The organism is Actinocorallia lasiicapitis (assembly GCF_054778695.1).
Window position 1 is genome coordinate 1 of the sequence record NZ_BAAGZI010000009.1, and the last position, 22165, is coordinate 22165.

Here is a 22165-nt window from a genome sequence, read left to right on the forward strand (position 1 = left end):
GGGGCGGGCGTGGTTGGCGGCGGCCGCGGTGGCCGCCTCGGCCCAGGTCCGCTCGGCGCGGTCCTCGTCGACGGGCAGGTACCGGGCCCGGCGCGCGGACTTGATGATCGCGCGGAGCCGCTTGGCCAGGACGGCCCCCAGGTCGCGGGCCGAGTCGACGCGGGTCGTCATCGCCTCGACCACGTCCGAGGTCGTCAGGTACCGCAGCGCGCCGTTGACCAGGGGCGCGAGCCGATCCGCGCTATCGTCGTCGAGTCCTGCGGCCCTCTTGGGCCCCCATCGGGTCCTGCAGAGGGTCATCACCTGGCTGACCAAATCCCCCTCGTCGTAGAGAGGTTCTCCAGTCGCGTCGTTCTCAGAGGCGTTCAGACCCCTTCCTGGCCTGAGTCGGAGGGGGTGGGGGAGGGCCCTCTTAAGAAGAGGGAACGTGTGCAGTCGTCCACAGGAAAGCTGGGAGTAGAGCGGCTTGGGGTGGCGTGAGGCGCCGTAGCCGACCATGACGCAGTCCGCCAGGAGCCGGTGCTGCTCGGCGATCGGCATCCGCACCCGGATGGCCTCGGTGGCTTTCACCGGAGACGGGGCCTTCGCCACGGCGGGCTTGGCCTTGGCCGGCTTCTTGCCGGTCGTCGTCGGCCTGGCCCACAGGGCGCGGAGCTTGCGGCCGAGCGCGGTGGGCAGATCGCCAGGGAGCTGCGTGGGCGCGCACAGCTGGTAGACGGCCGTGCGGCCCGGGCACGGGGCCTTCACCTGGCGCACGAGCTTGGCGTCGCGGAGCCGGTCCCAGTCGTTGTAGAACGTCTTCCTCGACATGTCGTGCCGGTTGAAGTAGCCGGGGATCACCGTGTCCTCGACCTCGGTGATCCGGCCCGCCTCATCGGCGTGATGCGTCAGGTGCTTGGCGAGACGCTCCTGGCACGAGTCGATCTGCCCGCGGGCGACCATGACGCTGACCAGGTGGAACCACACGTCGGTCGGCAGTTCCGGCATCGCGTCCGCGTCGCCGTACGCCGCGGTGCGCTTACGCCGCCGCGGGCACGGCTCCGCCGTCCGGCGCGGCCGCGGCCGCCCATAGCAATCAGGAAGATGTTGTAGTCCACGCCCACCCTCGGCGCGGCTGGTAACAGCCGCCAGGGCGGAACCGAGGACGTCCTCGGCGACCCGCTGCTCAACAAGGGTGGACTCGCGGTGACCGGCGGTGGCCACGTCGCTGAGCTGCGACGACTCGCCCGTAAAAGGACGAAGCTGACCACGCCGGGAGTGGTCAGCTATGCTGATGCTCCAGACGTTCGACACCGGACATCGGGCATGCGAAAGCCCGCTCGGTGCTCGGGTGTTGGGAAACAGGTCCCCTGCGCTTCGGTTGGTCGCCGGTTTGTAGCGCTCGGGGCCTGTTGGTTTTCCGGGGCCTGCCCGGATCAGAGCTTTAGCTGGCCGTCCTCCGTGGGGGGCTCGTGCCTGGTCTGGTCGGCTTCATCAGGCGGCGTCCTCAGAGGCAGCCTCGGTGAGGGCGAGTTGGGCCTGCGCCTCGTCCGCCCACAGTGGGCGTCCGTTCTCGTCGACCTCGCAGCGGCGGATCAGCATCCCGATGAAGGCGGCGAAGCTGATCCCGGCGGCCTTCGCCGCCGTGTGGGCCTTGAGGTATTCCTCTTCGTCGAGGCGAGCGCTGGTCTGGATCAGACCGCGCTGCTTGGGGGGTCGCGTCGACTGCTCGACGTCGACGCGGGGCCCGGCGCCGTGTTGCCGCCGGCCTCTCTGCGCGCCTACTCGCACATTCGCCATGGCACTGATCATTGCGCATCCGGGCGCGCGGCTGCGGTACCGCAAGAATCTCGGCGTGTCGGATGTGACAAGAGTGGGTAGACGTGCCATGCCGCGACCGCCGATTAGCGTGGGCGATGTGACCGAGCACGAACCCCAGCACAGCCGGACGATGGGCGGCGAATTCCGCCTGTGGTGGGACTGCCTGGAGTGCCAGGAGACGCACCTGACGACGGTGGCCTGTCCTGACTGCGGCGCAACGGTCTTGTACACCCTGACCTGGGATGACGGTGACGATCACCTTCAGGGCTGGTGTCTTTGCGGAACGACCTGGACGACCCCGATCACGCCGCACATGTGGGACACCGCAGAGATCCGCGAAGAAACCCCCGATCACCCGCCAGAATGACCCTCATGGATGAGCGTGTGAAGCGTGCCGAAGCCCTGGTCATCGAGATGTGCGAACAGGCCGCCGCTGGCGCGGACCTCGCGCCAGAGATCCGCGGCGCAGCCGTCGCAGCCGCCGCAGCCGGCCTCCCGCTGGACCGCCTGGCAGAGATCACCGGCCACCCCGAAGGCGCCGTCCAGGAGTGGATCGTGGCCTACCGCGCCCGGGCGGCAGGCCGCGTCGTTCCGGACTGATCCGACACTCCAGATCCATCCACCAGCCGGCCATTCGGGCGCCCGCTGTTAAGTATCCACATGGATACTTAACAGCGGGCGCGCACTTCGATTGCCCCTGGTGAGCTGGGGGTTTGTCGGCAGGCGGTCGTACGATCTCGGCTCATGACGACTGGGAATGATGGGCTGGGCGGCGCGGTGGCGCCGAAGAGGGCGGCGCGGTTCTTGCCGATGATGGATCGCAAGTCGGCGGAGCTTGCGTTGGTCGAGTTGGTGTCGTGGGTGGATGCGGTGCTGGTGCCGACGTATGTGCAGGAGTCGACGGGGCGTGCGCGGTGGTGTTCGCAGTGGTGGGAGCACCCGTCGGTGGCGGCGCAGCTGCACGCGCTGTACCTGTCGTGGCTGGACCTGGCGGAGAGCGGCGCGGGTGGCACCGGGCCGTCGGCCTGGCATCGGGACCACCTGCTGCCGACGCTGCAGGCGATCCGCAGCACCGAGGGGCCACTGGCGGGCTGCAAAGGTCTGGTGGATGGCGGGGATGATCGCTGGCACACGATCACGATGGAGACGTCCCGGCAGTACGAGGGCGCGCCGTGGTGGTTGACCGGCGGGCCTCCGCCGAGCCTCGACACACGGAGGGAGCGGGAGGCCGCGCGGAAGCGGCGAGCGGGCGGTGCGTGACCTTCCGCCACGCGTGATCACGGTCGCCCTCGGCCTGGGCGTCGTTGCAGGGTCCGGCGTCAGGCGTCTCGGGCTCGCACGCGCCCGTCGAGGATCTCGCGGGCGTGGCGGTATTTGGTTGCGATGCGGGCCATCCGGGGGTCGGTGAGGTCCTGGTCGCGGCCGAGCTCGCGGCAGTAGAACTCCATGATCTGCCAGAGGCTGGCGATGCCGTTGGCCCAGTAGTTCTCCTGGAATTCCAGTCGGCTGGCGTACTCCCGGCGTTCCTCGGTGAGGTGGCGGCGCAGCCGTGCGACCTCGGGGTAGAGGTGTTCGATCTCGGCGTCCAGTTCCGCGCGAAGCTCTTTGAGTTCGTCGCGGAGGGCGTCGCGTTCGTCGCGGAGCTGGTCGAGCTCGGCGGCGTCAGCCGCGGCTTCGGCGCGAGTGCGGGCGGCCTCGACGGGGACGATCGCGGCGAGGCGGTCGCCGCTGTAGGTGAGATAGGTGATCTGGTCGCGTTCGCCGGCGTCGCGGGCGAGCGTGCCGACGACCTTGCGGGCGTCCTTGATGCCGATCTCGGCGGGGGCGGTCGCCTCCTGCGGCCCGGCTTCTTCGGCTTCCCCCATGGTGTACACCGTGCCTGCCTCGACGCCGATCATGCAAGTGGGCACCCGTTTGGCCTGCATTGCCGTGAGTGGGCAAGCGATCCGGCAGGCTCCGGCTGGCGTGTACACCGACGCGGACGGCGACCTCGGCGACGTCCTCGCGGCTGTCGGAGGACGCCGGTCTCCGCCGACCGGGAAGGGCCTGGGTGTACACCGATCGGCGACGGTGTACACCGCGTGACCTGCACGGTTGTACACCTGGGACTCTTGTGGCGAAGCCGGTCGGATACTCACCATGAGGGGCATGACGTATAGGCGCGGTGATGGGGTGCGGACGCGATCGGCAGTCGGTCCGATGCTGGGCGGGGTGTCGGCTAACCGCTATGGCGTGGTCGTCGGCGCCGACAACTGGGGCCGCTACACGGTCCGGGTCGGCGGCCAGACGATCCGCGGGGTGCGGGCCAATCAGCTGGATCGGGCCGGCAGCGGGCCGTGCTGGTCCCAGGGTTCCGGTGCCCAGCGTGGGAGCAATGGGCCGTTCTGGGCGCGGTCGGCTGAGCCGTCCGGCGGGGGCCGCCAGGCGCCCCGGCCGATGTGGGCACAGCCCGGCCCGGTCGGCTCGACGCCGTCGGGCCCGTCGTCGGCGAGCGGCTTCTCGGCGCCGCGGGTCTCGACCGCTTCCCTGTGGTCGACGCCCCGGCCGTCGCGACGTCGCGACATCCAGGAGCCCGAGGGCGGCTGGTCGGGCCGTCGGAACCAGACTCCCCCGCCCCTGTTCGGCTGACCAGCCAGGAAGGTCTTCGCATGTTGATTGAGGAGCAGCACGAGACGACCGGGCTCGTCTACCGGATCACCTCGTCGGCGGTGCACACCGTGGCCGCCCACCGGATCGAGACGCTGATCAACCCCGCCCAGGGCGTCGCCTCGGACCCGCCGGCTCCCGAGCCGCGCTGGGCTGTCAGCGGCATCGGCGTCGACGGGGTCCTCTTCACCGAGAGCGAGGCGCGGGCCGCGGTCGAGGTTGCGGAGTTGGAAGCCGTCGGCGTCGCCGACCTGCCCACCATGGCCGGTGCCGTCGCCCGGACCCGCAAGCTGGTCGACGGCGCCATCGCCCGCGCCACCGCGGAACGGGCGGGCACTTCCGAGGGCTGGACCGAGTAGCACCGTGATCTTGGCCGTCTCCCGTCCGACCGGCGCATAGCCCAGCGGGACAGCGGCCACGGGGCCCGGTCGACGGTGCAGGGCGACGACCGGTTCCAATCAGCGCCAGTCAGGTGAGATGACCACCCGGCTGGCGCTTCCGCCGTTGTCGAAGCAGGACCTTCCCCGAACCGGCGGCCTCGCTGATCGCTGCCTGGGAAGGTGGTGGGCATGGTCGACACCGCCGCGCCGAGCTCCCCTGCCAAGATCGAGCCGCCCGTGTGGCCCGATCCGATCAACCTCGCCTACATCGCGCGCATGGCGGGCGTCGCCCGCGTCGCCGTCGTGAACTGGCGGCGCCGCTCCCCCGACTTCCCGGAGCCGAACGGCGGCACCGAGGAAAGCCCGACCTTCCCGCTCGCCGCGGCGCGGGCCTGGCTGGTCGAGCACGACAAGCTCGCCCCCTGTGCGTAGACCGCTCGCCCGCGCGGACTACCTCCAGTGCGCATAACAGGTAATTATGCGTGCTCTGTCGCGTTCGCCCTGGTAGAGGCCATGTTGTTGGAGGCCCTCGGTGTTTGGGCGTAGACGTCCATCCAAGCGTCGTAGGCAGCTTGCAGCTCGGCGCGGTCGGGCGCGTCAACAGCGTGCTGGACGAGAGCGTGCCGGACGCCCTGGTCGAGCATGGCTTGGGAGCGGTGGCAGCCGTTGACGAAGTGAATGGGGCCCTTTCCCACGGGGAAGATCGGCTCCCTCACCAAGCTGTAGAGCGCTTCGTGCTCCCACTCGGGCAGGCCGGCCAGCTCGGCGAGCGCGAGGATACGGCGTCCGACCTCGTCGCGAGCCACGCCCTCGGCGCGGGCCTGGCGCAGGAAGCCGATTGCCGCCTGGTTGACAGCCTCCCAGGATCCGCCGTGATACCAGCAGCAGGCGCGGGCGGTGGGGTCGGGGCGCAACTGCCGGAGGGTCCGTGCCAGCCGGGTGATGCCGTTCGCGGGCATGCATCCTTCGGTCCTGCACGTCGTCGGACGCGGGAGGGTGGCCACCCGGGCGACGGTGAACTCGTCGACCTGCTCCGGCTCGGGCGGGCAGGGGACGAACCCGGCTCCGCGGTCGCGGTCGACCGGACCGCCGACCAGCCTGGCCATCCATTCGTCGGGGACCGTCCACCATTCCGGCCCACCGTCCGGTGGGAAGGTGACCAGGGAGAACCCGTCGAACAGGTCGGGGAAGTCGTAGCGCTGGATCCACAGCGGCGACGGCCCCTCGGGAAAGAACCGCTTCCGAGCGGCTTCGACGTAGGTCTCGGCCGCGTTGGTCAGCGACGGCCCCTCGCCCTCGGTCTGGATGGCGACCATGACGGGGAGCGCGTCCGGTGCGGTGAAGACCTGCAACCGGAGCGAGGCGGGACGGCGACCGAACGGGACCATGAACATGTGGTCGTCGACGACACGGCTGCGTGAGGCGGTGTGGTCGCGCAACATCGCCTCGACCGCTGGCGCCACGACGCGACCGTTCGGCTCCTGATTCATGGCCGTGATCGTCGCACACCGCCGATCGACGGCACCCGGCATTCGGTAGCGTTCGCGGCATGAGCGAGCGGCGCACTGAAATCTACGGCGATGAGAACGACGGCGTGATCATCGAGTTCATCCCGTCGGAAGAAGTCCCTGACGAGTACCGCAAAGACAACAAGATCTTCCTTCCCGGGGAGGAAGCGATCACCATGCGGAACGCCGCCGAACCCGATGGGCCGATCCTGTACTTCACCCCTGGCGAGTGGGAGGCCTTTGTCGCGGGCGTCAAGGACGGCGAGTTCGACGACCTCCTCGAAGACCTTCCCCAGGATGCGGAGCCCGCCGGCCTGCCGAGCGCTAAGTAGAACGTCGCCGCCGCCGTTGCCAGATCATCGCTACGCTGGGGAGACCGGCAGCAAGGGCCCGAGGAAGGCAGGGGAGATCGTGACCGCGCAACCCGTTGAGCCCCGCGTCGATGTCGTCGCCGATCATGATGTGATCCAGCGCGACGGCCAGGCCGTCGCCGTGGTGGTCCCGATCGAGGAATACCGGCGGCTGCACGCTCTGGCCGCCAACGCGACTCCCGAGGATCTCGAGAACGCGGAGATGGACGCCCACCACGCCGAGTATCAGGAGTGGAAGGCCGCCGGGATGCCCGGTGCGATGTCCCACGAGGAGTTCATGGCCGAGCTCTTCGGCGACGACGCCCCGTGAAGATCGTATGGACGCTGGAGGCGCGCGCCCAAATGCGCGGCTACCTCCACGACCAGGACGCCATGCACGCCATCGTCGCGGCCGTGAACGGCCTCGCCGTCGACCCGGCCCCGCCGGAGGCCTTCGTCCGCGGCGGCTACGCCCGGCTCAGGGTCGGCGACTACCGGGTCCAGTACGAGATCGACACCGAGCTCGACCTCATCGCGATCATGCGCGTCGACCGGATCACCCCACCACCCGAAGATCCATCTCGCCGATAACGGCGGTTCCCGGACTCCTCGCCGCAGATCGGGCCTCGCTCCGTTCTGGCTCCCGGTAAGAGTCCTTATCGGCAGTCAGAATCAAGATCGAAACGGGTCGGGGACCGGGGCCTGAAAAGCCGTCTCCGGCCGCCTGCGTTGTCGGTCCTCGCGAGTACGTTCACACCATGAGCGCATCAGCCGGGCCCACCACCACCACCGCGGCCCTCGTCCCGTCGGCTCCGGCGCCTGAAAACCCGGCCCCGGTTCCCGCGGGCGAACTCGGCACCGATCGGGGGCTGTCGGTCGAGGCGGCCGCCGCAGTGGCGGCGGGCGTCCCGGAGGAGACCCGGCGCGCGTACGCGGGCGACTGGAGCCGGTTCACCGCCTGGTGCTCCTCGCCGGACGTCGCGCGCAAGGCGCTACCGTGCACGGCCGAGACGATCACCGAGTACGCCACCTTCCTCAAGGGCCAGGGCCTGCGGCCCGGCACGATCTCGCGGGCGCTGTCGTCGATCCGCGTCGTGCACCGCACCGCCGGCTACCCGGCGCAGCCCGACCTCCTCGGCGCCCGCAAGGTGATCTCCGGCTGGGCTGACGAGCTCGCCCGCACCCGGAACGAGCCGCGGGCCGTCCCGCGCCGCGCCGCGCCGGCCGTCCCGACGAGTCTGAAGTTGATGGTCGGCGCGCTCGACTCCACCCCGGCGAAGAACGCGCGGGACGCCTGCCTGATGGTGCTCGGCTTCGCGGTCGCCGCGCGGCGCAGCGAGCTGGTCGAGGTGAACCTCGAGGACGTCGAGGAGACCGTCGAGGGCCTGGACGTGCGGGTGTACCGGGGCAAGAAGCGCACCGTGCAGCAGGTCGCGGTGCTGTACGGGCAGCACGCGGCGACCTGCCCGGTCCGGACGTTCCAGCGCTGGCGCGACATCCTCGCCGCCGAGGGACGCACGAGCGGGCCGCTGTTCGTGCGGATCGACCGGCACGGCCGCTTCGCCGTCCCCCTCAAGCGCAACGGCAAGGTGATCGGCCACCCGGACGGACGGCTGTCGGACGGGGCAGTCGCCGACATCATCGCCGCGGCCGCGCTCGCCGCGGGCCTGGCCTCCGCCTCGTCGACCCCGGGGGCGCTGCCGCCGCGCTGGTCGGGGCACTCGCTGCGGCGCGGGTTCGCCACCGCCTCCCGCCGCGCCAAGCACGACCTGGTCCGCGTCGGCCGACACGGCGGCTGGACCGACGGATCCAAGAGCCTGCTCGCCTACTTCGAGGACGCCGACCGCTGGGACGACAACGCCCTCGACGGCATCGGCCTGTAACCCGCCGAACTGCTCAACTCACCGTGACCGTGTCGTCTCGCTTGTTACGCTGGGGTCGCGCGCCGCGCGACTCGGCCCAGTGGCCACACCTGCGCCAATCACCCGCGCGCAGCGACCGCGGCCCCAAGCTCTCCCACCGGTCCGCGCCGTAACCCATCGTGCAGCGCTACCTCGAACGCAACTACACCGACCGCTGCGACGACATGCATCCGAGTCTCGTCCGCACCATGCGGACCACCGCAACGTGCAGAACCCGAAGATCTTTTGAATTGACTATCTCGGACATGCCTTCGCTCGGCCGGCCCACACACTGTCACTGCTCCGACCGCGCCCCCCGCACCGAACCCCTCAAAGCCTCTTTTACGACATGGCTGGCGTACGGTCGCGATGCCGAAAGTCGGCTTCCAAGCGACCGCCAGTACCGCGTCCAGCCGTTCGTGCGGCCTCACTGATCCGGCCGCCTTTCTCGCGAACAGTCACTCTGGTGCAAGTCGGCTCACTACTGGCCACACACAATTCCACCACGATTGATGATCGTGAGGCCGGACACCTTTACGTTGTAGATTATTAACGGAATCGGTCGAGCGGGAGCGACGGCCAAGCGGGCTCGGGGTCGGTCAGCGGGTGGAGCCAGCGGACGGGAACGAGCATGGTCTCGACCTCGGGGAGCTTCACGCCGCGCCCCTCGTCGTCGGTCAGGTAGCCGCGGACGCGGTAGTGCCCGGCGGCGGGCAGGCCGAGGGCGATCACCTGGTCGAGGGACAGGTCGAGCTCGACCTGGTGGCGGTTGCTGACCCACTGCACTTCGGCCGTCGGACCGAGGACGGTCTCGGTGACCTCGACGACGGTCGCCTCGAAGTAGCGGCCCTGCAACCCGATCATGCGCAGAGCCCAGGGCCAGCCGATCTCGGTCGGCGGGTAGCGGGAGCGCGGCAGGCGCTGCGGAACCTGGACGCGGTAGCCCTCGGCGATCCGTACGTCCTGCGGCCGCATCTCTCGCTCCTCTCCTCCCCCGCCATCGTGCGCCCGGCCTGTCGCCTTCGGCAAGAGTCCGCACGTCCGGCCGCACCCTCGGACGCGCACGCCTGCCGTCAGCTCGCTGACTCCGGACGTCCGCCCGCTTGCTTCCACCCGCGGAACGCCCACTGTTCATGAACAGAACAGAAATTCACAAACAGCCCGACGAGACACCTCTTGCACTTCGAACACCAATTACGCCTGGGACGAAAGTTAAGGTACACAAGGGACGATATCGGGAGGCTGTTTGGGACGGGAACCGGCACGGATCGAGGGCCAGGGCGAGCTGTTCGCCGGCCTTGTCGACGGCACCGAGGAAGAGCAGCGGGACGCCATCGGCGCGCCCGCCGTCGAGCACGGCCAGGACGCGGAAGACGTTCCGGAGTTTGCGGCCGCCGTCGAGGGCCAGGTCGTCGCTGAGCATCCCGTGGCCACGTGCTGCGCCTGGTGCGGAGTCGAGATCGTCTACAGCGGGGCGGGCCGGCCGAGGCGGTACTGCAGCAAGAACCACCGGAACAGGGCGAGCGAGCTGCGGACGGTCGAGGCGCGGATCGGCCGCCAGGTCGCGGCCGGGCTGGTCCGGACCGACCCCGTTCGGGAGGTGATCCGCCAGGTGGTCGAGGTCGAGCGGGTTGTCGAGACGGTCCGGGAGGCGCGGGTTCCGCTCGAACCGGCGACAGCGCGCGAGTGGCAGAGCGTGCTGCAGCTGCTGGCCGGTCAGGTGGCGACGGGCGGGCTGGGCGTCTACGACCACGCCCGGGTGTACGCCGCGGTGGCCAAGGTTCTGGTGGCCCTGAACGATGCTCACCCGGGCGGGTTGAAGAACCTGCGCTAATCGCTACCGGTCGAGTGGGAGACCGAGCTGGAGGCGAAGCGGCTCGTCCTTGAGCTGCCACTGCTCCAACGCCGCGGCGTACTCGATCCGCCGGCGACGGGGGCCGATCTGGATCTCGCCGCGCAGCCAGAGCTCGATCCCGATGATCGTGTGGTGCGCTTTGACGATCTCGCCGAGGGCGATCAGCTGATCGGCGGCGCGGGCGGCGTCGCGGTAGGTGCGCCGGTCGACGACGGCCACGATGCCTCGGCGTGGGTCGCGGTGGTGAGCCCGGTACCGGTCGACGCCGATGGCCACGCCCATGATCAGCGCGAGCACTGTGACGGGTGCCAGGCCGAACAGGATCATCGTGGTCATCGCCAGGCCTCCCATCCGGGGCAGCACGCGGCGGGGCTGCGCTCGGGCACGGTGATGTTGGCGACCGAGATCATGGCCCCTACCAGGGCGATCATCGGCAAGGCCTGGGCGCTTTCACCCTGCAGGATGAGGACGGCTCCAGCGAGCGCGTTGAGCACCGCCAGGGTGATCGCGAACCAGTACCGCAGCTCGCGGGCGCGGTCCAGGGCCCTGCCGAACGCGGACGGGGCCGGGTGCGCGGGGACGCCGTTCGGGTAGGTCGGCACGTGGTGAGCGTAGCCGTGGGGGGAAGCGGGAGTCTGGGCGAGAATGCTCATCGGGTCATCTGTCCTGGGTCTCGTCAGGTTCGGGTGGTCAAGGGCCTCGGCTGGCGTTGCACCGCCTCCGGGGCCCGCGTGTTCTGGCGGGCGGTGGCTATTCGGGACGGCGGAACTTTCGGGTTCCGCGCGGGCCCTGGTCGATCATCTGCTTGGCCTGGCGCGTCACGATCCCTCCTCGGGCGTCGCGTCGTCGCCGGCCAGGCCGCCGATCAGGCCATCGCCGAACCGGTCGCGTAGCCGCTTGTAGCGCAGCTGGGCGGCGGTGCGCCGCTCGTAGCCGAGGGCCTCGGCGATGTCCTGCCACGTCATCCGCTTCGACCTGGCCAGCGCGATCAGCTGGCCCTCGAAGTAGTCCAAGTCCAGGTGGGCTCCGGGGACCTGCATGAGGCCGTCGCGCAGCGTCTCGACCGAGACCGGACGGCCATCGGCCTCGCGGACCACGGCGTGTTCGGTCACCAGTGCCAGGATCTGGATCGCCCGGGACACCTCGGGCTGGCGCAGCTCGCCGCGCAGCCGCTCGAACGCCTCGACCGCCGCGTCTTCGTGGACGCCGTCTTCACTGTTCTCCATGTCCCCATTATGGGGACACAGGCCCCGGCTTGTCCCCGTTTTGGGGACATCTGGCCGGATGCGGACGGCTACCAGTAGGCGAGTTCGTGTGGGACCGCGGCGGGCGCCGGCCCGTACTCCTCGGGGTCGGGCGCGGGAGCGGAGTCGCCCTTGACGGCCAGCTCAGCGGTGCCCTGGCTGATGTTCAGCACGCGGCTGTAGCGGTATCCACCCCAGCTGCCCCACTGGTGCAAGGCGACCATGTCTGTCCCCCAATGACCGGTGAGCGGGCCCTCGATCCAGGCGGTGGCCATCAGCTCCACCACCCGCGGAGCCAGAAGCCACGGCCGTACTGGACGACGTCGGCGACGGCGAGCACGCCCTGGTCCTCGACGCGGAGCCGGAACCGGCGGCCGCTACCCGGCTCCTGCCACTGCTCGATCACACTCACCTCGTAACTGCGGCCCTGCCGGATGATGCACACCGGGCGGCCGGCCTCGGTCTGCGCGCTAATCGCCTCGTCGGTCACGCCGCGAAGCTATCGCACTCCTCGAACAGGTGAACGAACCACGCGGGTTTGGTTCCCCAACCAGTTCCCCCTCCCCCGGGGCGAAAAAGAGAACCTCAGACCAGGTCGGGCGGATCAAGGGCGGCCATCGGCCGTCACCGTGGTGACGCGCAGCGCCCTTGACGCGATCGGCCTGGCCGAGACCATCCCAGCTGCCGACCGGGAAGGGGTGTCTTCGACTCCAAGACGGCGTGGCGGTTCGTCGACGTCGAGCGGGTGCCCTGAGCCGAGCGGCGCGGGCGTGGGCGGTAGCGTCGGCGGGATGGGGGCCAAGGCGGAGCGGCGGGCCGCCTTCGAGGCGGTGGCGGCCTATCACGAGAGTTGCCTGGGCGAACTGGTGGCGCGCGTCGCCGAGGTCGTCGACCGGCACCGTGCCGGGGAGGTGGACGCCTTCGAGGTCGACCAGGTGATCCACGGCTACACCAAAGCCGCCCGCAAGCTGTGGAGTTTCTGCCAGGTCTCGGGCGGCACGGTCGAGGCCACCGCTCTCGCCATCGCGAGAGCGAGCCAGGATGGCGAGCCGATCGACTGGTGGCCGCAGCGCTGATCGTGCGCGAGCTGGTCGCAAGGGTTGGGCCTTGTGGCTCCGGGGCCTGGCGATCGGGGGGTGAGATCTGACCCAGCCCCCGACAGATCGCCCAATGCGGGCGTTCTCGTGGTCGAGGGCTGAGGGTCAGTGGTTGTCCGTACGCCAGTATGAAAGGTGCGGAGCCTCACTGAGCGGACGTGGTTAAGCGTCCGCCAGGGCGGCATGTGAGATCGCCTCTCGGCAACGGTCCCCTCGTCGGGGCGGTGAACGATCCGTCGCGCTCCCTCTGCGGGACGCTGAGCCTGGGCCTGCCGTGTTCTACCCCGAACCTCACGATCGCGGGGCAACGGCTCACTGGGCGATCTCTCCAGTAACCCGTCTCGGCCGAGGCCTGCCCTACAGCGGTGGGTGAGCCGCCGGCGCTTGTCACAGCAGTGGCGCAATCTCTGGGACACCTAACCGCGTATGGTCCGTGATGCGGGAGCACTGCCGGGGTATGCTCAGCCCTGTTGCTGTCTCGACAACACGCAACGTAGGCCCTCAGTGGATCACTGAGGGCCTAAGCTTTTGTTGGGGCGCGTCTGGGCTGAACAGGGAAAACTCCCCATTCCGCTGACCGCTTCCGCCGCTGTTGTCCGTCACGCCCGATCACCGTGCGGTACTCGACGGCATCCGCAACGTCCGTTCGGAAGCATGACCGTCGGCGGCGCGGCTTCGGGCGGCAGCCGATCGCCCCAGCCTGCTCCGGAGCCCGGCCACGCCGGTGAGCTCGTAGGGTTGAAGCCGTTCGGCTCGACCCCCCTGGGAGGCGCACGTGCTCGATGTCGCTGCAGAGGTCGCGGCGCTGATGCCGCCTGAGGACCTGGCGCAGTTGGAGAAGAAGGCCGGCGACGGCTACGACTGCCTGGGATGCGAACAGCGCGCCGTCCTGGCCGACGGGCCCGCCGCGGTGGTCATCCAGCGGTCCGGGCCGTTGACGCTGGCCAGACTCGCGCACCGCACGTGCCGGGCCTCGGCCGTCGAAGTCCTGGCCCCCGGCGCTCTGCGCGCCCGCGACGACGTCGCCGCCGTGGTGGTCGCCGGACTGTGGCCCGGGGTCTCGGGGCACCGGCCCGTCCTGGTGATCGACATCCCGCACGGCCTGTCCATCAGTGCGCCTGGCGACCGGGTCGATGCCGTCGTGTACTTCTTTTTGCGGCTCGGTCTTCACCTGGCGACCTCGGCGGGCCGTACCCCGCCGCGCGCTGCGGCGGGCTGGTCGGTGCGGCTGCCGTCTCCGGTTGAGGCGGTGGTGACGGCGCCGGACGGGAGCCCCGTCTACGACGGCGACCTCGTCCGTAGCCCGATGTGGGACGACCTCGCGGCCTCGTTCGGCGGTGCGGTCCTGCTCATCGGTTCGAATCTCGACCTGGCCTCGACCGGCCCGCACGATCCGGGAATCACCCGCGTCAACGCCGCGGCCCGGGCCGGGCTCCTCGTCGGCGGCGTGGTGCCCGTCCTGGTGTAGGGCGTGGCGAAGACGGGCGGCTCGACTTCGCTGCCGATCAGGCGCGGGTCGTCCAGACTGGGGAGATGACGATCGAGGCGGGGTGGCGGCGGGCTGAATGGCCTGATGACTGCTGCACGGTCTGCCCGGCTCAGGAGCTCGGCCTCGGCGAGTTCGACGTTGCTGACCGGCCGTTGCCCTCTCACCGTTTCGATGCGGAGACCGGCCGCCGTGTCGACGCCGTGACGGGCGTCGCGGTGTGTGTCCACCCGTTCCGGGTGGGCCTGCCCGCGGGCTGCTACGCCTCGGCCGGGGAGCCTCTGCCCGTCGAGGCCGTGGTGCCTGCGGCGAAGCCGCGGTCTGTGGGGGTTCGGGTGGAGATGCCGGCGGTGCGGCGGGAGCTGTTCACCCCGACGGCGGAGCACCTGGTGCTCCCCGATCAGGAAGACCTCCTTGAGGGCTGGCTGGTGGCGATCCTGAGAACAGCGAAGCCGGACGAGCTGCACTCCGCGGTGGAAGTCGCGGAGGCCGCTGCGTCCGGCCGGTTCGGCAGCGCCCCCGTGGTGGAGGCGCTGCGCAGGGTGCTGGGGCGGGAGCTATCCCGCCAATAGCTCGACCTCGGCGAAGGTGATGGCGTGCCGCTGGCCAAGGTCGAACAGGCCGACCTCAGCGAGCCGCTGCTCGATGATCGCGGTTCGGCGGGCCTGCTCGTCGGCGGGGATCCAGTAGCGGGCGGGCGGCTCGCCCCACGCCGCGACGTAGGCGACGTGGGTGAAGCAGCCGACCGTGTACGGCGGGGCGGCGCGTTCGGTGTCGGTGGCGTGGATCAGGGAGATCCCGGCGCGCTCGGCGATCTCCTCGGTGAGGGTCCGCTGGGCCAGGACGGCGTGAAGGACCTCGTCGACGGGGCGGGCGACGGGCAGCTCGGCCGCCGTCAGGTTCCCCGTCATGTCGTGCACGGCGGCCTTGAGGGCCAGGGCCCGCAGGGCCTCCTCCAGCAGGGGCTCGGCGTCGATGGCGACGTCCCAGCGGTCGACGGTGATCGTCCCCGCGGTGCACTGCCAATCGCTGTTGTACAGGCCGCAGGTCTTCACCAGACGGGAGTACCCGTCGTCGACCTTGATGGCGGTGAGGATCCGGCTGGCGCGCTGGGCGACCTTCGCGGCGTCGGGCATCGTGGTGGTGGTCATCATGACCCTTCCTGATCGGTGATGGGCGGAATCGTGTGGGTCCAAGAGCCCCGGCGGAGCGTGAGCTCGCCGTCGGGGGTGATCGTGGCGACGGCGCCGCGCCAGGGCAGCTGCCCGTCGCACAGCCACCGCCAGCGCAGCTCTTCGAGTTCGTGCCAGAGATCTTGAGGGCCGCCGGTGACGATGCGGGACTCGCGGCCTCCGGTCGTGGTGTGGGCGACGGCCCACGACCCGTCGGGGTGGGCCAGGAGCAGCGAGCGGCGGCCGTCCTGGGCGCTGCGGTCGAGGTAGTGCCATTCGATGCCGGGCACGGTCAGCGTCAGCATCGTGGCCAGCTCCCACGCCGAGTCGAGGTCGACCACGGGCAGGGTCGAGGTCGAGGGGACCCCGTCCCACGCCTCCATCAGGTTCGTCACGGCCGCTTCGTCGGCGAGCACGACGGGCGGGTAGTCGCCCGGCCCGCGGCGCGCCGTCATGAACCCGGCCCAGTCCCGCTCGACCCAGCCTTGCGCGCCGCCGTCGGCGGTGCGGTTGCCGGTGAGGATGATCGAGGTATTCGCCAGGGTGGTGACGAACCGGCCGCCCTCCCGCAAAGCGGTCAGCCAGGACGTCGGGATGCCGGGGACGGAGAACGTCGCGACCATCAGGTCGAACGCGCCCGGCAGATCGGCCAGGCCGTCAACTACGCACGTCTTGGGGTGCACGTCGATCCGGTCGAGGCGCTCGGCCGCGACCTTCACGAGCTCGGGGTCGACGTCGGCCGTGGTGACGTGGTCGTCGCCGAACACGCTCGACAGCAGCGCGGTCCCGTACCCGGATCCGGTGCCGAGGTCGAGGACGTCCAGGCCGTCGAGGCGGGCCCGGTCGGCGACCATGTGCCGATACATCTGGACGAGGACGACCGGCATGGACGCGCTTGAGGTCGGCCGCCCGACCTTGATGAGCGTCCCGGCGGGGGCGGTGTCGGCGTGCTGGCCGGAGATCTGGGTGACCAGGCTCCGGCGCGGGTCGTAGGCGACCTCCCGCCAGGCGGCCTCGTCATCGCGTCCGACGCGACGGGCCCACCCCTCGGCGGTGCCGTCCCACCACGCGGGCACGAACTCGTGCCGCGGGATCGAGGCGATCGCCGGACGCCAGACCGATCCGGGGAGAGTGACGTGTGCGGCGAGCTGGTCCGCCGCTTCCAGCCACTGCATCAGACGGCCGGGTTGCAGTCGTTGGAGTCCGCCGGCGGGCAGGCCTGGACGGCCGCGGGCCGCTCGACGGCGTCGAGGGTCGTCTCCCACAGGGTGCTGGCCAGCAGGCGCCTCAGGCCTTTGCGGACGTCGCCGGCCTTGAGGTGGCGGCCGCCGAGTACGCACGGCATGAGCTGGCCGTGGGTGTCGATGGCCAGCCGTCCGATCCCGCACATGCCACAGGAAGCGGGCGCGGCGTCGATCAGGTTGCGGGAGGCGCGGCCGACCTCGCGGACCGACCCGATCCGCACGTCGGTGACGCCGAGTTTGCGGAGCTGGGCGGCGGCGCCTTCGGCGTCCTGGCCGTCGCGGCCGTAGTCGACGATGCGTCCCCGGACAGTGATCCCCCGGGCCAGGGCCTCCTTGATCCCGGTGAGGGTCTTGGCGTGGCTGCCAGGGGTGCGGGTGATCGCGTCGTGGATGACGGGGTCGACGGAGTACCAGGACGTCGACAGGCTCACCTCGGGGTGGATGAGGTCGGACCACAGGTGGCTCGGGGTCTCCGCCAGGTGGGAGAACACGATCACCTTGCGGGAGCGGATCAGCGCCCGCTGGATCATCAGACCCAGGTCCGGGTGGGTGGTCGGTTCACCCCCGATCAGCTGGATCGTCCCGATCCCGAGGTCGGCGGCCTCGTCGATCACGGTCAGCCAGTCCGCGGTCTTCATGCTGCCGGTGCCCGCGCGGGGCCCGGAGTTGGAGTAGCAGCCAGTGCACAGCAGCTGGCAGCTCCTGGTCACCTCGAGTTCGGCCATCCAGTCCGTGTAGGACTCGACGGGTCGTTCCTGCGTGATCGTCACACCTGTCTCCTTGATCAGGGGGTGGGTCTTACCGGGCTTCGCCTCGGACGAGGCGCTGCCACAGGTCATCGGCGTAGGAGGTCCGCATCGGATGTGTCTCGTGCGCCTGGTTGTTTCCGGTGCGGCGGATGAACCGCTGCCCGCCGTGCGCCCACAGCTCCCACACCGGGGACCTGCAGCTGCACGTGGAATCCAGCAGCCGGCCCTCGGCGGGGGTGTGGACGCGGTGCCAGTCGATCGTCTCGGCGGCGTGCCGGCGGGACGGGACGTGCGGGCCGTGGAAAGCACGTAGCCCCAGCCCGGTGGTCATCTCACCGGGCTGGGGCTGGTGGAACCGGTCGACGCCGCGTTCGCCGACCGGAGTGCGCGCCGCGTCCCGCTGGGTTTCAGCCGGTCGCACGGGGTGCGGCGCTTCGGTCTGCTGGAGCTCGGGACGGCTCGCCCGCTCACACACTCCACAGACCGCGTTCTGGTTGTAGGCCGACAGCCGCGCGCCACAGGCGCAGCAGCGGCTCGTCGCGGTGGCCATCAGACCTGGTGGCCCGGTCGTCCCCGCGCGTTCAGCGCAGCGGGGGCGACCGGGAGATTGCGGGAAGACCAGCCACCGGCCATCTGCGCGGCGAGCATCAGCTCGGCGAGCTCGGCCGGCTTCGCGCTGCGCTGCATCGCGACGTTGGGCCAGCTCACGGGGTAGGCGAAGAACTGGCGGGAGCCGGATCCCCACATGACCAGCCATCCCGGCATCGTGTTCATCAGCCGGACGCACTGCTGCTGGCCGCGAACGTACTCGCCGCGGGCCTCGTCGATCAGCTCGACGTAGCGGGCGCGTGCCGGGCGGAGCCTCGGCTGTGCGGACGCGCTCATCCGAGATCTCCCAGGATCGCCTCGGCGCGCTCCTGGCGCTCGGCCTGCAGCAGCAGCTCCGCGCGCAGCCCTTCGGGGTCGATGGCGTCCAGGGTGCGCCACAGCTTGAACTTCGCGGCCGCCAGCGGCAGCGCACGGCGGCGGGTCGCATACAGGTGGCCCTCGTCGCTCGACCAGCTATTCCAGCCGGGGAACTCCTCGTTCAACGTGGCCAAAGTCGTCATAGTGATCACTTCCCAGCGGGCCAAAGACGGCGCCGAATGTGGAAGACGGCGCTGGTCAAGTCGCCGCCGTGGTGAATCTGGCCAACGGGCTCACCGTCCGGCCAGTACGGCCACCACAGACCAGCCGCCACTTCACGGCACGTGATCGTGGTGGTCAGCGCGTGGTCGTGAATGTTCGAGACGCGCAGCGTCGGGCCGTCGCTCTCCTCGATCACGGCCGCGCGAACGGGTCCGGACGGAGTGAAGCGGCGCTGATCGTCGATGACCCCCACAAGGAGTTCCCCGAGACGGACCCGGCGCGGGTCCGTCGGCCGCACCCGGAAGCGCACACGCGGCGCATCGAAGGCCTGCGGGACTTCCTCGGCTCGGGAGCCGGTCTCAAAGAGACGGCGTCGACCTGACAACACGCGGGGCTCCTCCTGGATGGGGGGCTCGCCCTAAGGCTGGGGGGGATGTGCCGTGCTTCACACTCACTATGGTCCCGTAGCATCAAACTTTGCAAGCTCAAAGTTTGATACAGCCCTGATTGATGTCCTAATGTCCGGATCACAGAACGTGCGAACGGGGGAAGACGTACGATGCTGGCCACCTTGGATCCACCCGACGACCTGGAGCTGACCGTGCCTGAATCCCGCTACAGCCCTTCGGTTCGTCGCCGTCGCCTCTCCCGTGCCCTTCGGCAGCTCCGCGAGACGGCGGGCTTCTCCACGGTCGAAGAGGTGGCCAAGCGTCTGGACTGGTCCCCGGGCAAGCTGGGCGGGATGGAGGCGAACCGCTGGAAGCGGCCGAACCCCAGAGACGTCAAGGACCTGTGCGAGCTCTACGGCACCGACCCCGAAACCACCGCCGACCTCATGACGTTGGCGCGCGAGGCGAAGCAGCGCGACTGGTGGGAGGCCCAGTTCGGGCAGATGCCAGAAAGCGCCACTTACGTCGGGTTCGAGGAAGAAGCGAGCAGCCTGCACGTCTACCAGCCACTCGTGATCCCCGGTCTCCTCCAAACCCCGGCCTACATCCGAGCGCTGGCCCGGGCCGCCCTCGTCCGCGACCCCGCAGAGATCGAGAAGCGCGTCGAGCTCCGGACGATTCGGCAGCAGCGGATGTTCGAGGAGCTGCCCAATGTGTGGATGGTGATCGACGAAGCGGCGCTGAGAAGGCCGTTCGGCACGCTGGAAGAGCAGCGGGAACAGCTCCAGCGCCTGATCGACACCGACGTGATCGACCGGCTGAACCTGCAGATCCTGCCGTTCGCCGCTGGCCTGCACGTCGGCTTGTCCTCGGGGTTCGTGATCCTCACCTACGAAGAAGACCCGGCGATCGTGTATATCGAAGCGGGGACAAGTGCGCTGTACCTGGAGAAAGCAGACGATGTCGAAAGCCATAGTCTGAAGTTCCAGCACCTGCAGGCCGCCGCCCTGGCCCCAGATGCGTCCATCCGGTTCATGCGCGACATGATCAGCAAGTTGAAGTGAGGATCATGCAGTCTCTTCCCCAGCACCGCCCGGCCCGATCAACGCAGGGCCCGTTCGACGATGCCGCCTGGCGCAAAAGCTCCCATAGCCAGGGCGACATGGGCGAGTGTGTCGAGCTGGCTGGAGCGCCCGGCCTCGTCGGCGTCCGCGACTCCAAGCACCCGACCCTGCCGAACCTGGCATTCGGCAAAGCGGCCTTCGCTGGCTTCACCGCACGGGTGAAACAGGGCGCGCTCGACCTTTAGCAGCGAACCGGGGCCCCGCGATCTTGGTCGATCGCGGGGCCCCGGTTCGGTTCAGCTGGTCTTTCTCCTGCGGGGCAGGAGGTGGGCCTCGACGGCTACCGAGCACAGTTCGCTGCGGGACGTCGCACCGGACTGCTCGGCGAGCTGGTCGAGGATCCGGAGTTCGGCCTCGGTGGCCTGGATGCTCCACAGGCGGCGTCGGCCTTGGGCTGCTGCAGCCGTGCGGGTTGATTTGCTGGGCCTGCTGGGGAACAAGCTGTTCGCTGGTCGTCCCTGGGCCGAGGTCAGCCGCTCGTTGATGAGTTGCCGTAGCTCGTCGCGGCGCGCATCGAGGGCATCGAACACGATCGTTGCGTTCTGGACGCGGCGCCGCTGGCGGAGTTTCACCGCGGCCTCGATCGCGGCGGGTAGGAGGTAGATCGGGACCTGGAAGGTATCGGCCGCCGTCACGATGGCGTCCCCGTCGCCTTCCTGCTCCTCCTGGTCCTGCTCGACCTGGGCCTCGGTTTCCAGGCTGAGTCTTTTGATCTCCGCCTGGCGGGCAAGTTCCGCCGCGACTGCGATCCGCTCTTCCTCTTGGCGTGCGTGCTCTGGGTCCTGTTCGCCTGCGCTGCCAGCATCGTCCGGTGGCGCGGCGGGCTGCTTGGGCGGAATGATGTTGTTGAGGCCTGTGGCTCCTGCCGTCCCGAACGCGTCGCCGAGCCCCGCGACGGTCACGATGCCTGCTCGGCTTGGGCGAGGATCTGGAACACCTCGACGCTGAGCTTGTTGAAGTCGTTCGCGACGGCCTCGGCCGTGGCAAGCGGAATCATGGGCAACCCGTCTGAGGCGGTGTCGTCCTCGTCTTCCCCGTCCTTCTTGCGGCGGAGTGCTGCGAACCGGTCGGGTTGCTCTTTAGCGATCTCGACGAGTTCGTGGGCGACGCGGCCGCGCTTGCGTGTCGCGCGGGCGATCGCCTCTCCATAGCCGATGACGGTCGCGAGCATGGGTGAGCCGGCGGAGCCGAATGCTTCCTCCACGTCTTTCCGCACCTCGCGGTGGATGGCCGTGGAGCCGCGGCCGGTGCCGAACAGGAGCACTCCCAGCAGGGCGAGAGCGGGGTTCTGTGCCTTCGCCATGACGAAGCGCTCCGCGAGGAGCTTCATGCCGACCAGGCCTCCCCCATCGCTGCGGGTGGGCATCAGGAGCCATCGGGCGGCGCGCAACGCGAGGTCGACAAGCATCGGGTTCTCGGGCGGAGTGTCGATGAGGATGATGTCGTACGGCCCGGCGATCGGCGCCAGTGCCCGGGCCAGGCCTTCGAGGGCCTGCGCCCCGGTCTGGGCGAGCATGTTCGTGAGGACAGGGGTGAGGGAGCTCAGGTGGGTTCCGCCGGGAACCACGAAGAGGTTCGGCCGCCCGGGCACGGGCTGGGCAACGAGCGGCTGGCCGAGCTGGATGGCCAGCAGCAGGTTGAGGCCTTGGTCGTCGATGGGCGATCCGCGGTATCCCAGGTCGTCGCTGAGGTTGGCCTGCCGGTTGAGGTCCACCATCAGCACCTGGTAGCCCTGGTTCGCGTAGAGGGCGGCCAGGTTGGACGCGGTACTCGTCTTGCCCACGCCGCCTTTGTCGTTCGCCACGACGATGCAGCGTGTCAGGTTCCGGACGACCTCGGCCAGGCCCGCTTTGAGTGCCGAGGTGGCGAGACTTTCGTGGGTCATGGGTACTCCGTGTGGAGGCTTCGCGCGGCCGTCTCATCGGCTGCACCATCCGGCAGTGTCCCACGCGCCGCCCTCGGCAGGCACGTAACCAACGGGTCAAGTCGCCGTTCAGCGATGCGGCGATTTACCTGCCTGCCTGCGACTTCAAGGCTTTGCCCTATCGGTCGAACTATCGGTTGGACTATCGCCCTATTGATCGGTCACGCC

General features: G+C 69.7%; 34 protein-coding genes and 1 pseudogene. 16 read left to right on the forward strand and 19 right to left on the reverse strand.

Features of this window, described 5'->3' with window-relative positions:
* Positions 1–1203, reverse strand: a pseudogene (locus ACYVE7_RS02165) (hypothetical protein); the annotation flags it as partial.
* A gap of 270 nt (positions 1204–1473) precedes the next feature.
* On the reverse strand, positions 1474–1779 hold the full coding sequence (locus tag ACYVE7_RS02170; protein ID WP_460362707.1) for a hypothetical protein: 306 nt from the start codon (positions 1777–1779) through the stop codon (positions 1474–1476).
* On the opposite strand from ACYVE7_RS02170, the gene ACYVE7_RS02175 reads away from it, so the two are divergent.
* The 3 genes from ACYVE7_RS02175 to ACYVE7_RS02185 all read left to right on the forward strand — a co-directional run bounded on the left by ACYVE7_RS02175 (position 1778) and on the right by ACYVE7_RS02185 (position 3060).
* Entirely contained in the window at positions 1778–2167 is a 390-nt protein-coding gene (locus ACYVE7_RS02175) for a hypothetical protein (RefSeq protein WP_460362709.1), read from the forward strand. The two genes, ACYVE7_RS02170 and ACYVE7_RS02175, sit on opposite strands and share 2 nt — an antisense overlap.
* 5 nt (positions 2168–2172) lie before the next feature.
* Positions 2173–2400 (forward strand): hypothetical protein, encoded by a 228-nt coding sequence (locus tag ACYVE7_RS02180; protein ID WP_460362711.1) that lies wholly within the window; start codon positions 2173–2175, stop codon positions 2398–2400.
* 144 nt (positions 2401–2544) lie between these two features.
* Positions 2545–3060: a DUF4913 domain-containing protein gene (locus ACYVE7_RS02185; protein WP_460362713.1), complete on the forward strand. Its 516-nt coding sequence runs from the start codon at positions 2545–2547 to the stop codon at positions 3058–3060.
* Positions 3061–3119: 59 nt separating this feature from the next.
* On the opposite strand, the gene ACYVE7_RS02190 is transcribed toward ACYVE7_RS02185, so the two are convergent.
* Complete coding sequence (locus ACYVE7_RS02190) at positions 3120–3665, reverse strand: hypothetical protein (protein ID WP_460362715.1); 546 nt, start codon at positions 3663–3665, stop codon at positions 3120–3122.
* A gap of 346 nt (positions 3666–4011) precedes the next feature.
* On the opposite strand from ACYVE7_RS02190, the gene ACYVE7_RS02195 reads away from it, so the two are divergent.
* The 3 genes from ACYVE7_RS02195 (at position 4012) to ACYVE7_RS02205 (ending at position 5258) form a co-directional block, all read left to right on the forward strand.
* Positions 4012–4428 carry a hypothetical protein gene (locus ACYVE7_RS02195; RefSeq protein ID WP_460362717.1) on the forward strand — a complete coding sequence of 139 codons (417 nt, stop codon included), beginning with the start codon at positions 4012–4014 and terminating at the stop codon, positions 4426–4428.
* A 20-nt stretch (positions 4429–4448) separates the two neighbouring features.
* The gene (locus ACYVE7_RS02200) at positions 4449–4805 is read left to right on the forward strand and encodes a hypothetical protein (protein WP_460362719.1); all 357 of its coding nucleotides are present in this window, start codon (positions 4449–4451) and stop codon (positions 4803–4805) included.
* Positions 4806–5015: 210 nt separating this feature from the next.
* Positions 5016–5258 carry a hypothetical protein gene (locus tag ACYVE7_RS02205; RefSeq protein ID WP_460362721.1) on the forward strand — a complete coding sequence of 81 codons (243 nt, stop codon included), beginning with the start codon at positions 5016–5018 and terminating at the stop codon, positions 5256–5258.
* A 44-nt stretch (positions 5259–5302) separates the two neighbouring features.
* Here the strand turns inward: ACYVE7_RS02205 and ACYVE7_RS02210 are convergent, their stop codons facing one another.
* Entirely contained in the window at positions 5303–6316 is a 1014-nt protein-coding gene (locus ACYVE7_RS02210; protein WP_460362723.1) for a hypothetical protein, read from the reverse strand.
* A 59-nt stretch (positions 6317–6375) separates the two neighbouring features.
* On the opposite strand from ACYVE7_RS02210, the gene ACYVE7_RS02215 reads away from it, so the two are divergent.
* The 4 genes from ACYVE7_RS02215 to ACYVE7_RS02230 all read left to right on the forward strand — a co-directional run bounded on the left by ACYVE7_RS02215 (position 6376) and on the right by ACYVE7_RS02230 (position 8567).
* Positions 6376–6666, forward strand: coding sequence for a DUF397 domain-containing protein (locus ACYVE7_RS02215; RefSeq protein ID WP_460362725.1), 291 nt, complete (start codon positions 6376–6378; stop codon positions 6664–6666).
* A 79-nt stretch (positions 6667–6745) separates the two neighbouring features.
* Entirely contained in the window at positions 6746–7015 is a 270-nt protein-coding gene (locus ACYVE7_RS02220) for a hypothetical protein (RefSeq protein ID WP_460362727.1), read from the forward strand.
* Positions 7012–7275 carry a type II toxin-antitoxin system RelE family toxin gene (locus ACYVE7_RS02225; RefSeq protein ID WP_460362729.1) on the forward strand — a complete coding sequence of 88 codons (264 nt, stop codon included), beginning with the start codon at positions 7012–7014 and terminating at the stop codon, positions 7273–7275. The genes ACYVE7_RS02220 and ACYVE7_RS02225 overlap by 4 nt, the downstream gene beginning before the upstream one ends.
* A 167-nt stretch (positions 7276–7442) precedes the next feature.
* Positions 7443–8567, forward strand: coding sequence for a tyrosine-type recombinase/integrase (locus tag ACYVE7_RS02230; RefSeq protein WP_460362731.1), 1125 nt, complete (start codon positions 7443–7445; stop codon positions 8565–8567).
* A 567-nt stretch (positions 8568–9134) separates the two neighbouring features.
* On the opposite strand, the gene ACYVE7_RS02235 is transcribed toward ACYVE7_RS02230, so the two are convergent.
* Positions 9135–9560 carry a hypothetical protein gene (locus ACYVE7_RS02235; protein ID WP_460362733.1) on the reverse strand — a complete coding sequence of 142 codons (426 nt, stop codon included), beginning with the start codon at positions 9558–9560 and terminating at the stop codon, positions 9135–9137.
* 271 nt (positions 9561–9831) lie between these two features.
* Here ACYVE7_RS02235 and ACYVE7_RS02240 point away from each other — a divergent pair, with 271 nt between their 5' ends.
* A complete protein-coding gene (locus tag ACYVE7_RS02240) occupies positions 9832–10419 on the forward strand; it encodes a hypothetical protein (RefSeq protein ID WP_460362735.1) in 588 nt (195 codons plus the stop codon).
* 3 nt (positions 10420–10422) lie between these two features.
* Here the strand turns inward: ACYVE7_RS02240 and ACYVE7_RS02245 are convergent, their stop codons facing one another.
* The 5 genes from ACYVE7_RS02245 to ACYVE7_RS02265 all read right to left on the reverse strand — a co-directional run bounded on the left by ACYVE7_RS02245 (position 10423) and on the right by ACYVE7_RS02265 (position 12174).
* The gene (locus ACYVE7_RS02245) at positions 10423–10776 is read right to left on the reverse strand and encodes a hypothetical protein (RefSeq protein ID WP_460362736.1); all 354 of its coding nucleotides are present in this window, start codon (positions 10774–10776) and stop codon (positions 10423–10425) included.
* Positions 10773–11042 carry a hypothetical protein gene (locus tag ACYVE7_RS02250; protein ID WP_460362738.1) on the reverse strand — a complete coding sequence of 90 codons (270 nt, stop codon included), beginning with the start codon at positions 11040–11042 and terminating at the stop codon, positions 10773–10775. Before ACYVE7_RS02250 ends, ACYVE7_RS02245 begins: the two co-directional genes overlap by 4 nt.
* A gap of 216 nt (positions 11043–11258) precedes the next feature.
* The gene (locus tag ACYVE7_RS02255) at positions 11259–11666 is read right to left on the reverse strand and encodes a hypothetical protein (RefSeq protein WP_460362739.1); all 408 of its coding nucleotides are present in this window, start codon (positions 11664–11666) and stop codon (positions 11259–11261) included.
* A gap of 68 nt (positions 11667–11734) precedes the next feature.
* A complete protein-coding gene (locus ACYVE7_RS02260) occupies positions 11735–11959 on the reverse strand; it encodes a hypothetical protein (RefSeq protein WP_460362741.1) in 225 nt (74 codons plus the stop codon).
* Entirely contained in the window at positions 11959–12174 is a 216-nt protein-coding gene (locus ACYVE7_RS02265; RefSeq protein ID WP_460362743.1) for a hypothetical protein, read from the reverse strand. Before ACYVE7_RS02265 ends, ACYVE7_RS02260 begins: the two co-directional genes overlap by 1 nt.
* A 301-nt stretch (positions 12175–12475) precedes the next feature.
* Here ACYVE7_RS02265 and ACYVE7_RS02270 point away from each other — a divergent pair, with 301 nt between their 5' ends.
* The 3 genes from ACYVE7_RS02270 to ACYVE7_RS02280 all read left to right on the forward strand — a co-directional run bounded on the left by ACYVE7_RS02270 (position 12476) and on the right by ACYVE7_RS02280 (position 14839).
* A complete protein-coding gene (locus ACYVE7_RS02270; RefSeq protein WP_460362745.1) occupies positions 12476–12760 on the forward strand; it encodes a hypothetical protein in 285 nt (94 codons plus the stop codon).
* Between the two features lie 796 nt (positions 12761–13556).
* On the forward strand, positions 13557–14249 hold the full coding sequence (locus ACYVE7_RS02275; RefSeq protein WP_460362747.1) for a hypothetical protein: 693 nt from the start codon (positions 13557–13559) through the stop codon (positions 14247–14249).
* 65 nt (positions 14250–14314) lie between these two features.
* Positions 14315–14839 (forward strand): hypothetical protein, encoded by a 525-nt coding sequence (locus ACYVE7_RS02280; RefSeq protein ID WP_460362749.1) that lies wholly within the window; start codon positions 14315–14317, stop codon positions 14837–14839.
* On the opposite strand, the gene ACYVE7_RS02285 is transcribed toward ACYVE7_RS02280, so the two are convergent.
* From ACYVE7_RS02285 to ACYVE7_RS02315, 7 genes are read right to left on the reverse strand one after another with little or no spacing between them, the layout of a single operon-like run.
* Positions 14825–15421 (reverse strand): hypothetical protein, encoded by a 597-nt coding sequence (locus tag ACYVE7_RS02285; protein ID WP_460362751.1) that lies wholly within the window; start codon positions 15419–15421, stop codon positions 14825–14827. The genes ACYVE7_RS02280 and ACYVE7_RS02285 overlap by 15 nt on opposite strands.
* A complete protein-coding gene (locus ACYVE7_RS02290) occupies positions 15418–16614 on the reverse strand; it encodes a methyltransferase domain-containing protein (protein ID WP_460362753.1) in 1197 nt (398 codons plus the stop codon). Before ACYVE7_RS02290 ends, ACYVE7_RS02285 begins: the two co-directional genes overlap by 4 nt.
* Positions 16614–17453 carry a radical SAM protein gene (locus ACYVE7_RS02295; protein ID WP_460362754.1) on the reverse strand — a complete coding sequence of 280 codons (840 nt, stop codon included), beginning with the start codon at positions 17451–17453 and terminating at the stop codon, positions 16614–16616. Before ACYVE7_RS02295 ends, ACYVE7_RS02290 begins: the two co-directional genes overlap by 1 nt.
* A gap of 28 nt (positions 17454–17481) precedes the next feature.
* Entirely contained in the window at positions 17482–17982 is a 501-nt protein-coding gene (locus tag ACYVE7_RS02300; RefSeq protein ID WP_460362755.1) for a hypothetical protein, read from the reverse strand.
* On the reverse strand, positions 17982–18317 hold the full coding sequence (locus tag ACYVE7_RS02305; protein WP_460362756.1) for a hypothetical protein: 336 nt from the start codon (positions 18315–18317) through the stop codon (positions 17982–17984). The genes ACYVE7_RS02300 and ACYVE7_RS02305 overlap by 1 nt, the downstream gene beginning before the upstream one ends.
* Positions 18314–18541: a hypothetical protein gene (locus tag ACYVE7_RS02310; protein WP_460362758.1), complete on the reverse strand. Its 228-nt coding sequence runs from the start codon at positions 18539–18541 to the stop codon at positions 18314–18316. The genes ACYVE7_RS02305 and ACYVE7_RS02310 overlap by 4 nt, the downstream gene beginning before the upstream one ends.
* 5 nt (positions 18542–18546) lie before the next feature.
* Complete coding sequence (locus ACYVE7_RS02315) at positions 18547–18813, reverse strand: hypothetical protein (protein WP_460362760.1); 267 nt, start codon at positions 18811–18813, stop codon at positions 18547–18549.
* Positions 18814–19119: 306 nt separating this feature from the next.
* On the opposite strand from ACYVE7_RS02315, the gene ACYVE7_RS02320 reads away from it, so the two are divergent.
* Positions 19120–20013, forward strand: coding sequence for a helix-turn-helix domain-containing protein (locus tag ACYVE7_RS02320; RefSeq protein WP_460362761.1), 894 nt, complete (start codon positions 19120–19122; stop codon positions 20011–20013).
* A 5-nt stretch (positions 20014–20018) separates the two neighbouring features.
* Positions 20019–20258 (forward strand): DUF397 domain-containing protein, encoded by a 240-nt coding sequence (locus ACYVE7_RS02325; protein ID WP_460362763.1) that lies wholly within the window; start codon positions 20019–20021, stop codon positions 20256–20258.
* 51 nt (positions 20259–20309) lie between these two features.
* On the opposite strand, the gene ACYVE7_RS02330 is transcribed toward ACYVE7_RS02325, so the two are convergent.
* Complete coding sequence (locus ACYVE7_RS02330; protein WP_460362765.1) at positions 20310–20975, reverse strand: hypothetical protein; 666 nt, start codon at positions 20973–20975, stop codon at positions 20310–20312.
* Positions 20972–21958 (reverse strand): ParA family protein, encoded by a 987-nt coding sequence (locus ACYVE7_RS02335; RefSeq protein WP_460362767.1) that lies wholly within the window; start codon positions 21956–21958, stop codon positions 20972–20974. Before ACYVE7_RS02335 ends, ACYVE7_RS02330 begins: the two co-directional genes overlap by 4 nt.
* Between the last annotated feature and the right edge of the window lie 207 nt (positions 21959–22165).

What these genes read in the sequence shown, in the direction of transcription:
- ACYVE7_RS02300 (WP_460362755.1), bottom strand. Translation starts at nt 17,982, where the DNA reads ATGGCCACCGCGACGAGCCGCTGCTGCGCCTGTGGCGCGCGGCTGTCG.
- ACYVE7_RS02260 (WP_460362741.1), bottom strand. Translation starts at nt 11,959, where the DNA reads ATGGCCACCGCCTGGATCGAGGGCCCGCTCACCGGTCATTGGGGGACA.
- ACYVE7_RS02290 (WP_460362753.1), bottom strand. Translation starts at nt 16,614, where the DNA reads ATGCAGTGGCTGGAAGCGGCGGACCAGCTCGCCGCACACGTCACTCTC.
- ACYVE7_RS02210 (WP_460362723.1), bottom strand. Translation starts at nt 6,316, where the DNA reads ATGAATCAGGAGCCGAACGGTCGCGTCGTGGCGCCAGCGGTCGAGGCG.
- ACYVE7_RS02280 (WP_460362749.1), top strand. Translation starts at nt 14,315, where the DNA reads ATGACGATCGAGGCGGGGTGGCGGCGGGCTGAATGGCCTGATGACTGC.
- ACYVE7_RS02255 (WP_460362739.1), bottom strand. Translation starts at nt 11,666, where the DNA reads ATGGAGAACAGTGAAGACGGCGTCCACGAAGACGCGGCGGTCGAGGCG.
- ACYVE7_RS02230 (WP_460362731.1), top strand. Translation starts at nt 7,443, where the DNA reads ATGAGCGCATCAGCCGGGCCCACCACCACCACCGCGGCCCTCGTCCCG.
- ACYVE7_RS02215 (WP_460362725.1), top strand. Translation starts at nt 6,376, where the DNA reads ATGAGCGAGCGGCGCACTGAAATCTACGGCGATGAGAACGACGGCGTG.
- ACYVE7_RS02310 (WP_460362758.1), bottom strand. Translation starts at nt 18,541, where the DNA reads ATGACGACTTTGGCCACGTTGAACGAGGAGTTCCCCGGCTGGAATAGC.
- ACYVE7_RS02325 (WP_460362763.1), top strand. Translation starts at nt 20,019, where the DNA reads ATGCAGTCTCTTCCCCAGCACCGCCCGGCCCGATCAACGCAGGGCCCG.
- ACYVE7_RS02320 (WP_460362761.1), top strand. Translation starts at nt 19,120, where the DNA reads ATGCTGGCCACCTTGGATCCACCCGACGACCTGGAGCTGACCGTGCCT.
- ACYVE7_RS02170 (WP_460362707.1), bottom strand. Translation starts at nt 1,779, where the DNA reads ATGGCGAATGTGCGAGTAGGCGCGCAGAGAGGCCGGCGGCAACACGGC.
- ACYVE7_RS02180 (WP_460362711.1), top strand. Translation starts at nt 2,173, where the DNA reads ATGGATGAGCGTGTGAAGCGTGCCGAAGCCCTGGTCATCGAGATGTGC.
- ACYVE7_RS02185 (WP_460362713.1), top strand. Translation starts at nt 2,545, where the DNA reads ATGACGACTGGGAATGATGGGCTGGGCGGCGCGGTGGCGCCGAAGAGG.
- ACYVE7_RS02205 (WP_460362721.1), top strand. Translation starts at nt 5,016, where the DNA reads ATGGTCGACACCGCCGCGCCGAGCTCCCCTGCCAAGATCGAGCCGCCC.
- ACYVE7_RS02175 (WP_460362709.1), top strand. Translation starts at nt 1,778, where the DNA reads ATGGCACTGATCATTGCGCATCCGGGCGCGCGGCTGCGGTACCGCAAG.
- ACYVE7_RS02200 (WP_460362719.1), top strand. Translation starts at nt 4,449, where the DNA reads ATGTTGATTGAGGAGCAGCACGAGACGACCGGGCTCGTCTACCGGATC.
- ACYVE7_RS02235 (WP_460362733.1), bottom strand. Translation starts at nt 9,560, where the DNA reads ATGCGGCCGCAGGACGTACGGATCGCCGAGGGCTACCGCGTCCAGGTT.
- ACYVE7_RS02335 (WP_460362767.1), bottom strand. Translation starts at nt 21,958, where the DNA reads ATGACCCACGAAAGTCTCGCCACCTCGGCACTCAAAGCGGGCCTGGCC.
- ACYVE7_RS02305 (WP_460362756.1), bottom strand. Translation starts at nt 18,317, where the DNA reads ATGAGCGCGTCCGCACAGCCGAGGCTCCGCCCGGCACGCGCCCGCTAC.
- ACYVE7_RS02245 (WP_460362736.1), bottom strand. Translation starts at nt 10,776, where the DNA reads ATGACCACGATGATCCTGTTCGGCCTGGCACCCGTCACAGTGCTCGCG.
- ACYVE7_RS02190 (WP_460362715.1), bottom strand. Translation starts at nt 3,665, where the DNA reads ATGGGGGAAGCCGAAGAAGCCGGGCCGCAGGAGGCGACCGCCCCCGCC.
- ACYVE7_RS02285 (WP_460362751.1), bottom strand. Translation starts at nt 15,421, where the DNA reads ATGATGACCACCACCACGATGCCCGACGCCGCGAAGGTCGCCCAGCGC.
- ACYVE7_RS02270 (WP_460362745.1), top strand. Translation starts at nt 12,476, where the DNA reads ATGGGGGCCAAGGCGGAGCGGCGGGCCGCCTTCGAGGCGGTGGCGGCC.